Raw genomic sequence first — 10,107 nt, forward strand, 5'->3', positions numbered from 1 at the left:
AGAATATAAGAGATGAAAAAATATTTTAACAAAATGTTTTTTATGACGTTGGTAATGAGTGCTTTGGTGCTGTATTCATGTGCTGACTATTTAGACCAGGCACCTCAGTCGGAGATTGATTCTAAAGATGTCTATAAAAACTTTACCAACTTTCAGGGTTTTGTTGAACATCTATATAACCATATTCCAGTTATAACAGCTGAAGATTACCACAACTGTTGGAATTATGGAGAAGATGAATACTGGGAGCCAGCCGAACAGCGTTTGTGTGCAAATCAGTTTGACCAAGGAAACTATTGGGCATGGGAAACAGCAGCTTATTCTTGGTTTAAGACTGGAGGTAATCCAAACAGTTACAACAGCGATAATGATGCAGTTAAAGATGGAAAAGGAAATCTATGGGGCTTATCCTGGATGGCAATTCGTAAAGCTAATGTAGGTATTGCTAATTTAGAATTAATGACTGAAGCTACGCAGGAAGAAAAAAATCTTATAGCCGGACAGTTGTATTTTTTCAGAGGATGGTTTCATTTTATGCTGATGCAGTATTGGGGGGGACTTCCTTATATTGATCAAGCATTAGCTTCAAACACAGTATTTAATCTTCCACGACTGACTTATCAGGAAACTGCCGAAAAAGCAGCAGCAGATTTTCAGAAAGCAGCGGATTTACTTCCTGTGAATTGGGATGAAACAACAGCCGGAAAAGCTACTCTGGGAAATAATAATATCCGTATTAATAAGGTAATGGCTTTAGCTTATTTAGGTAAAAATTACCTTTGGGCAGGAAGCCCGTTGATGAATAAAGTATCGGGAGGTAGTAGTGCTTACAATACTGAATACTGTAAAAAAGCTGCCGATGCATTAGCTCAGGCTTTGAAGATATGTGAAGAGACTGGTCGTTATGAATTGGCGAAATTTTCCGAATATACACAACTGTTCTATACTTATAATCAGAGTGGTAAACTACCAGGATTGAAAGAAGCCATCTTTTATGAGAACCTAATACAATCATCTGGCCGATTCAGATGGAATCAGGCAAACGATTATCGTCCGCCTAGTTTGATAAACTCAGGTATAAAATGTTATCCTACTGCTAACTATGTTAATTTTTATGGTATGGCCAACGGTCTTCCTATCCCCGATCTAACAAAGAAAGATGCCGCGTCGGGGTATGATCCTGAATATCCATGGAAAGGTAGAGACCCACGTTTCTATCATGACATAATGATAGATGGCGAAAAATGTGTTTTAGATGGATCAAGAGTGTCAAATAACCCCGAACAACAATATGCAAGCCTTTATACAGCTGGACGCTTCAGAAGTGATCCGCTTAATAAAGCCAAGTCTGTATTTACCGGATATATGCAGTCCAAGTACATATCTAAATACAGCAATTCATGGGAGGGGTATGTAGATAATAACTGTATGGTTTTAAGTCTCATGCGCCTAGCCGATGTATATCTGATGTATGCAGAAGCTGTAGCTTATGGGTATGGATCTCCTCAAAGTAAAGCCGGAGTTTACAATCTTACAGCAGTGGATGCGGTAAACAAAATTCGGAATAGAGCAGGAGTAGATCCTATTAATAGCAAATTTTTGGGTAGTACTGAAAGTTTCATGAGCGAACTTCGTCGCGAACGTGCTGTCGAATTATCTTTTGAGGGTCACCGCTTTACAGATTTGCGTCGATGGATGCTTTTATTGGTAAAACCTTATACTTTGAAAACAGCCGTCTACTTTGACCGAGGTCTGCCAGACAAGGAGGTATTTGCTGATCCTATAAATGCTCGCGTACTAAACTTGAAGGAAGAAGTTTTGCATGAAAGACAATTCGGTGAAAAACATTATTGGTTTCCTTTTTTGTTGGATGATGTGACTATGTATCCAGAATTTTCGCAAAATCCGGGATGGTAATAACGGACTAATTTAATCGATTTTAAAATGAAGAAAAAGATAATAAATATAGGCTTTTTATTTTTTGTCATGTACATGCTAAATATGGGCAGTACACAGGCACAGGAAGGAAAGGACAGCCTTGTAAATGTTGCTTTTGGAAAGCTGGCCAAGAAGGATATTATTGGAGCTATTTCATCTGTTAACGTAGTCGATTTAACGAAGAAAAGCTATTCTACATATTCTCTCGATGCAATTCAAAGTATTGTGGGAGGATATAATGGTAACATTTGGGGGCAATCACCTCTGATCTTGGTAGATGGAGTTCCTCGCAGCCAATGGACGCTACATTCTTCCCAGGTAGAGTCTGTTAGTGTGTTGAAAGACGCAAGTGCAGTAGCTCTCTATGGTAGTAAAGCTGCTCAAGGAGTTGTTCTGATTACAACGAAGAGAGGTGTTGAGCAGCCTTTGTCAATTGATGTTCGAGCCAATACAGGATTTTATGTACCTAAAGCTTATCCTACTTATTTAAGTGCCGGTGAGTATATGTCTTTATACAATGAGGCTTGTCGTAATGACGGTATTTCGCAAAGGTATAGCCAATCTACGATTTATAATACCGTATCTGGGTCAAATCCTTACCGTTACCCGGATTTAAACTTTTATAGTTCCGATTATCTGAAAAAAGCGTATAATAAATCGGATGTAATAGGTGAAATTAGTGGAGGAAATAAGCAAGCACGTTATTACTCCAATTTCGGAATGACTTACGAAAATGGTTTGATAAAGTATGGGGAAAAGAAAGAAGACAACACACTTACTTTCCGATTACGTTCGAATGTGGATATGAATCTAACCGATTGGCTCACAGCTTCAGCTGATGCTGCTGTCATTATTGCCGACGGTTACAGCGGAAATGGTAATTTTTGGGGACAGGCTGCGACTTTGCGTCCCAATTGGATAACTCCATTGATACCTATTAATATGATTGATCCTAACAATAGTTCGCTACAGACAATTGTCTCAAATAGCGGACATTTGATTGATGGAAAATATCTTTTTGGAGGGACTTCTGCAACTCAAACCAATGCCTTTGCCGATATGCTTGCTGGTGGTTATTTGAAAGGTCGAAATCGTACATTTCAATTTAATGTAGGTGTCGGTGCCGATTTAAAAAGCATTCTTCAGGGTCTAACTTTCAAAACCGCTTTCAGTATAGATTATACAGATTATTATTCGGAAGTATGGAGTGAGCAATATGCTGTATACGAACCTACTTGGTCTAATATTAATGGTCAGGATCTGATTACTGGATTAACCAAGTATAATATTGATAAGCCTTCTACAAATGAAGTGATAGCAACTACTTACTATACACAAACCATGTCATTCAGAGCCCAGTTTGATTATAAACGGACCTTTGACAGAGTTCATAATGTAAACGGCTCACTAATAGGATGGGGATATCAGCAACAAAACTCCAGAAGTAATGACGTTAATGAAGGGGGTAGCGAGGCTAGTAGTGATTATCACCGTGTAAGCAATGTAAATCTAGGAATCCAGGCAGGATATAATTATATGCAAAAATATTATCTTGATTTTACTGGTGCCGTGGTACATTCCGCTATGTTGCCATCGGAAAATCGTACTGCATTTTCTCCTACATTTACGATAGGCTGGCGTTTGAGCGAGGAAGACTTCTTTAAGGATAGAGTTTCATTTATAAACGATCTGAAATTGACTGCGTCCTATGGAAAACTACATCAGGATATTGGTATATCAGACTACTATCTATATAAATCGTATTACAGGTATGGTGCAGAAGGTGTGTGGTATCAATGGCGTGATGCCGGACAAGGCGGATGGCAGTATGTAACTGCACGAGGGAGCAATCCTCACTTAGATTTTATCACGAGAGAGGATTTGCGTATTGGTCTCAATACATCAATGCTAAATGGATTGGTCTCTTTAGATGCTAATTATTTTACACAAAACACTAAAGGTTTATTGACTCAGGCTCAAGAAAGCCTCTATCCTTCATATTATAGTAACTTCTTAACTTATATTAATTATAATAATGACAAGCGTACGGGGATGGACTTCTCGTTAAACTTAAACAAAAAAATAGGAGAAGTGGATGTCGCTCTTGGCTTTACTGGAATGTATCTTTCAACCGAGGCTACTCGTAGAGCTGAAGCTTATAAGGATGATTATCAAAATCGTACAGGTAGAGCTATTGATTCATATTGGGGATATATCAGTGAAGGTTTTTTCCAAAATCAAGCTGATATTGACAATCATGCTCTACAGACATTCGGAACTGTACAGCCGGGCGACATTAAATATAAGGATGTGAATAATGACGGTATAATTGACTCGAAAGACCAAGTAGATTTAGGACATAACGGATGGGCTGCATCGCCATTTACTTACGGACTGAATCTCACTCTGAAATGGAGAGGGTTTACCTTCTTTGCTATGGGTTCAGGACAGTCAGGAGCTATCGGATTTAAGGATAATTCTTACTATTGGGTAAGAGGTAGTAGCAAATACTCTGACATCGTTTTGGGACGCTGGACAGAAGAAACTAAAAATACAGCGACATATCCTCGATTAACAACAACAGATAATAGTAACAACTTCAGGAATTCTACTTTCTGGATGTATAAAGCAAACCGTTTCGACCTGAAAAGAATACAGGTTACATACGATTTTCCAAAATCTGCTTTAGGCGATTCTTTTGTTAACGGCTTAAGTGTATATGCTAATGCTGATGATCTGTTGATAATATCTAAAGAACGTAAACATATGGAAACGAATGTAGGAACTCCTCCTCAATGCCGTTTTTTTAATATCGGTTTCAAGGCTTCTTTCTAATTTATTTAATACTGGATGAATATGAAAAAAAATATATTCCTTATTTTAATGATTACTTTGATGTTTTCAAGCTGTGATGATTTATTCTCCCCGGCTAATGACAATTTCAAAGAACCATCAGATATGTATACCGAACCCGATTTTGCACAAAGTTTCCTACTGAATGCTTACTCAAGGATTCCTGGATATTATGATAATACCGATTATGCTACTGATGATGCAGTAACCAATCAGAAGAGTAATGGGTATCTTAAGGCAGCTACCGGTTCCTGGACTGCAGAAAACAATCCTTTCAATCGTTGGAATGATAGTTATTATGCAATTCTTAATATTAATATGTTCCTTAATTATGTTGACGGGGTTTCATTTGTAAACAGCAGCGAAGAGGTTAATGTTTTGATGCGTATGCGTATGAAAGGAGAAGCATATGGAATCCGTGCCTATCATATGTATTTGTTGCTTCGTAACCATGCAGGATATGCAACGGATGGACAATTGTTGGGTGTACCTCTTGTTACCGAGTTCTTACCATCAGACTCCGATTTCAATATGCCTCGTGCAACATTTGAAGATTGTATGAAGCAAATATATGACGATCTGAATAAAGCCCAAGAACTTTTACCTATGGAATACAATAATATGACATCGCCAGATCAGATACCTGAAAAATACAGGACTATAACAACCGATGAGGGGCTGTATAATCGTGCGATGGGGGTGAATGCTCGTCAATTATGCAATGGGTTGATTGTTAAAGCTATTAGGTCTAAGGTATCTCTTCTCGCAGCTAGTCCAGCTTTTCAGGATGCTTCCAATACAACTACATGGGCAAATGCGGCTGATTATGCTGCGGAAGTTATTAACTATGCAGGAGGTAAACCTGCGACTAACGGGCATACTTATTATGCAAATGCAAGTGAGATTGATGGTTTGAGTGAAGGCTCTAATCCTCCGGAAATTATTTGGCGTAATAACTTGTCAACAAATAATTCTTCTCAGGAAGAACAAAATTTTCCACCAACACTATTCGGAAATGGATATATGAACCCTACTCAAAATTTGGTAGATGCTTTCCCTATGGCGAATGGTTATCCTATTAATTATGCTGACCCTTCAAAAAGCGGATATGATGCTTCTAATCCTTACTCAGGAAGAGATCCGCGTCTCGATTTGTATATAATTTACAATGGAAGTAAAGCCGGGGTTAACAATAGTATAATACTGACAGGTAGTACTTCAGGTACAAATGATGGAATAAATGTGCAAGAGACATCAACTCGAACAGGTTATTATATGAAGAAACGTTTACGTATGGACGTAAACCGTACACCATCATCTATATCAGGTAAAACTCATTATGATCCGCGAATCCGTTATACAGAAATATTTCTGAATTATGCCGAAGCAGCTAACGAAGCTTGGGGCCCTGTAGGAAAAGGTAGCCATGACTATTCTGCTTATGACATAATCAAAGCTATTCGTACAAGAGCTGGAGTTGGAACAAGTAATTCTGATCCATATTTGGAAGAATGTAAAGCAGACAAGAACAAAATGCGTGAACTAATCCGTAACGAGCGTCGCCTAGAACTTTGCTTCGAAAATTTCCGTTTTTGGGACATACGCCGTTGGGGAATAAGCCTTACAGAAACTGCTCGTGGAGTAGATGTGAATAACAACGTATATACCCCTTTGAATGTAGAAGAACGTGCATACAAAGATTATATGTATTACGGTCCTATTCCTTATTCAGAAACCTTGAAGTATAACAAGATTATCCAAAATGAGGGTTGGTAAGAATGTGTCGTAACAAATTAAATGAAAATAGATATGAAAATAAATAGAATATATATATGGCTGACGCTTATCGGTACTTTGTTTGTATCGTGCGAGAATCAAGATATTGAATTTCCCGATTATGATTACCAAACAGTTTATTTTGGCAGTCAGTATTATGTACGTACAATAGAACTAGGCGAAGATTTGTATGTAGATAATACCATTGATAATGAGCATAAAATAAAAATTAAAGCGGCAATGGGAGGGGTTTATTCGAATAAAAAAGATAGAGTAATAGATTTCATAGTAGACGAATCATTGTGCAATAATCTCTATTTTGCGGGAGGTGGTAAGATTATACCGATGCCATCATCATATTACAAGCTGGCTTCTAATCAAATTATAATTCCTTCTGGTGCAGAGTCGGGCGGAGTAGAGGTTGAGTTTACCGATGCATTTTTTGCAGACCCCAAATCTCTGGTAGCTACCTATGTAATACCATTGGTAATGACTAATGTAAATAGTGGTGATTCTATTCTTCGAGGGAAGCCTCAGGTTGTAAATCCGAATCGCTGTATAAAAGATGATTGGACTATAGCACCTAAAGACTTTGTTCTCTGTGCGGTCAAATATGTCAATCCTTGGCATGCTAATTATTTAAGAAGAGGTGTGGATCAGATTACTACTACTGGAGTAGTATCAACGAATGTTCGCCATAAAGAATATGTGGAGAATGACGAAGAGGTTAATATTACCACAGGCTCGTTAACTAAATGTACTCTGCCATTAAGCATAAAAGACAGTAATGGACATACTGTAGATTATGATTTGCTTATAACTTTTGCTGATGATGGTACGTGCAATGTGAGTGGAAATTCCGATTCGTATGAGATTTCTGGTTCAGGCAAATTTGTATCTAAAGGGGAAAAGAATAGTATTGGAGGTAAAGATTGTGATGCTCTTTACCTAGACTATAATGTAAATTTTAAGAATCTGAATACTCAATATACAACTAAAGATACATTAGTTGTTAAAAATAGAGGTATAGTGCCCGAATACTTTACAGTAGAAACAAAATGATTAAAAAACAAATAAGCATGAAATATATAACTAAATTATTTTTGATTGCGATAGCATCTTTTTTATTTGTTTCTTGCGCAGACCTTGATGAGAAGTCAGACTTTTCTGTTGAAAAGCCACAGGATGTGACAAACTTAGAGTCTCTAAATACTTATGATTTACTTGACACTTATAATATCAAGTCAAATTTTATGTTAGGAATGAGTATCCTATCAAGTGACTTTACTGCTCAAAAAACGCCCTATAGCTTAGCTATGACCAATTTTAATGAAATTACTCTGACTGATAATCTAATGAGTCATGCTGGGGTAGTATTAAATGACGGATCAATGAATTTATCCAGCGTTAAAAGTTTTGTTTTAACAGCTAAGGAGGCTGGAATTTCTCTTTTTGGCAGTTCACTGTCGTGGCATAACCAACAGAATAATACTTATCTACTCAATGCTATAGCCGATATTGTTGGTGAAATGAAGAGAGTGATATTAGTAGATTTTGAGTCGGATGCGCTAGGGACTTCTTATTCGATGACAGGCAATAGTACTGCTACCGTAGTAAACGATCCTAAAGGCATATCAGGTAAAGTCTTGCTGGTAGGTAATACAATAGAAAAGGCCAATCAGTCTTTCCCTAAAATTAACATACAATTACCAGCAGGCTTGACATTGAATGATTGCCGAAAAGTAATTATCGATTTTAATGCCGATGGTAGTAGTGGCCTATATGGTCAGGGGATGCGAATGGCAATTAATGACAATGGGCTGATTGGTTATGGTAAGCCTGCAGATTTAGGATGTCCTAATGGCGATTGGGGTAGAAGTGCTATCCAATTGGATATTTCAGCTCTCAATTTGACTAACGCAGAAAAAGGTCTAAACGAGTTTGTTCTCACTATAGGTTCTGCAACAGGTTCTGGCTTCTATTACATAGATAATATTACCATAGAATACGAAGACGGAGCTGTTGTTAGAACACCGGAAGAAAGAGCCGAAATTATCGATAATGCTTTTGATACATGGATTTCCGGTATCATGGAGTTTTCTGCCGAGTCTGTATCCTCATGGAATTTGATGAATGAGCCGATGTCTGACAATGCTGTCTATAAGCTAAGAACAACCGAGAGTGAAGCAGATGATACTAAGCTGTATTTGGCCGATGTTTTAGGTGATAATTATGCCCGGATATTGGCTAAATATGCTCGTCAGTACTATGATGAGTATGGTGGGGGAGAAGCCTTAAAGTTATTTGTTAATGAAACAGGCTTGCTCAACCAAAGTAACAAAAAGTGTGAAAGATTAATTGCAATGATCGCCCAGTGGGAAGCCGATGGCACGACTAAGATTGATGGTATCGGTGTTAAATTAGATCTGGTTTATTCTCTTGATGCGTTAGTACAAGCCGATAATAAAGCAAATGTAGTAAAGCTGTTCACTCTGTTGGGTGCAACCAATAAATATATTCGTATTTCCGGATTGGAGTTGAAAGTAGTGGATGCAAATGGAAACACAATTAATCCGGCTAATCTGACTTACGAGCAACTTCAAGCTGTTTCGGATTACTACAAACAGATCATTAGTCAATATTATGCACTTATACCTGATGGAAAACATTATGGCATCACCATATCACCTGTACAGTCTAGTACAAATGTAGGATTATGGGATACAGGATATAATCGTAAATATACTTATCCAGGTTTTGCTAGCGGACTAGCAGGGGAATAATGAGTAGTACAAAGTTTTAATTTGAAATAGGAATATTAAATATGAAAAATATGAATGTGATTGTTTTTAACATATCTCATTTTATACCTAATATCAATTTTTAATATCAGAATTATTATGAAGAAGTTTATTATTGTATTTATAATCATGATTGGATTCTTATTTTCTTCGAAATCGGCTTTTGCTCAGGAAAATATCAATTTAGAATTTCCTGGTAGTTGCTACTCATTTGTCAAAAAGGAGGGTGCTTTTCTTCACTTTAGTTGGAAATTCCCAGTTGACATAGGAGGAGAACCTTATGAGGGTTACACGGCTTTTGAGATGTTATTATATGCTGTTTATCGTAATAGTCCTAATTGTTTTGGTTTTGATGGACTTTGGGAAGTAACAAAAAAGGATGAAATCTATTTATATGGATATGCAACCATCTATATAAGTTCGGATATTCCTGAATCTGTCAGGACGCTGACAATAAAAGGAATAGAAAATGGACCAATAGTAATAAATATATATTAAAATTATATAGAAAAATAGAGGTGTTCGCCTAGAATACCTCTGTTTTAATAACATAAAGCAATTAGAGTTAGATTTTATCATAAAAATATTAAATTATGTTACACAAGGTAAGATTACCTATTTATATCGTTTTATTTCTTTTTTCGTCTATACTCAAAGCTAAGACATCAGATAATCTGTATTCTCTACCGCAATATATACAGAATGAAAGGTCTGAAAATAGCTTCGAAATTGTAGCAAA

General features: G+C 37.1%; 6 protein-coding genes. All 6 read left to right on the forward strand.

Features of this window, described 5'->3' with window-relative positions; all coding sequences use genetic code 11:
• The first annotated feature begins 12 nt into the window (after positions 1-12).
• The 6 genes from PKC55_RS16705 (at position 13) to PKC55_RS16730 (ending at position 9,866) form a co-directional block, all read left to right on the forward strand.
• A complete protein-coding gene (locus PKC55_RS16705; protein ID WP_291129899.1) occupies positions 13-1,917 on the forward strand; it encodes a RagB/SusD family nutrient uptake outer membrane protein in 1,905 nt (634 codons plus the stop codon).
• Positions 1,918-1,944: 27 nt separating this feature from the next.
• Positions 1,945-4,773: a SusC/RagA family TonB-linked outer membrane protein gene (locus PKC55_RS16710; protein ID WP_291129893.1), complete on the forward strand. Its 2,829-nt coding sequence runs from the start codon at positions 1,945-1,947 to the stop codon at positions 4,771-4,773.
• 21 nt (positions 4,774-4,794) lie between these two features.
• Complete coding sequence (locus tag PKC55_RS16715) at positions 4,795-6,567, forward strand: RagB/SusD family nutrient uptake outer membrane protein (RefSeq protein ID WP_291028538.1); 1,773 nt, start codon at positions 4,795-4,797, stop codon at positions 6,565-6,567.
• A gap of 33 nt (positions 6,568-6,600) precedes the next feature.
• The gene (locus PKC55_RS16720; protein WP_291129890.1) at positions 6,601-7,629 is read left to right on the forward strand and encodes a DUF5627 domain-containing protein; all 1,029 of its coding nucleotides are present in this window, start codon (positions 6,601-6,603) and stop codon (positions 7,627-7,629) included.
• Positions 7,630-7,646: 17 nt separating this feature from the next.
• Entirely contained in the window at positions 7,647-9,350 is a 1,704-nt protein-coding gene (locus tag PKC55_RS16725; RefSeq protein WP_291129886.1) for an endo-1,4-beta-xylanase, read from the forward strand.
• A gap of 117 nt (positions 9,351-9,467) precedes the next feature.
• Positions 9,468-9,866 (forward strand): hypothetical protein, encoded by a 399-nt coding sequence (locus tag PKC55_RS16730; protein ID WP_291129883.1) that lies wholly within the window; start codon positions 9,468-9,470, stop codon positions 9,864-9,866.
• The last annotated feature ends 241 nt before the right edge of the window (positions 9,867-10,107 follow it).

This window comes from Dysgonomonas sp., assembly GCF_035323175.1.
Lineage (GTDB): Bacteria > Bacteroidota > Bacteroidia > Bacteroidales > Dysgonomonadaceae > Dysgonomonas.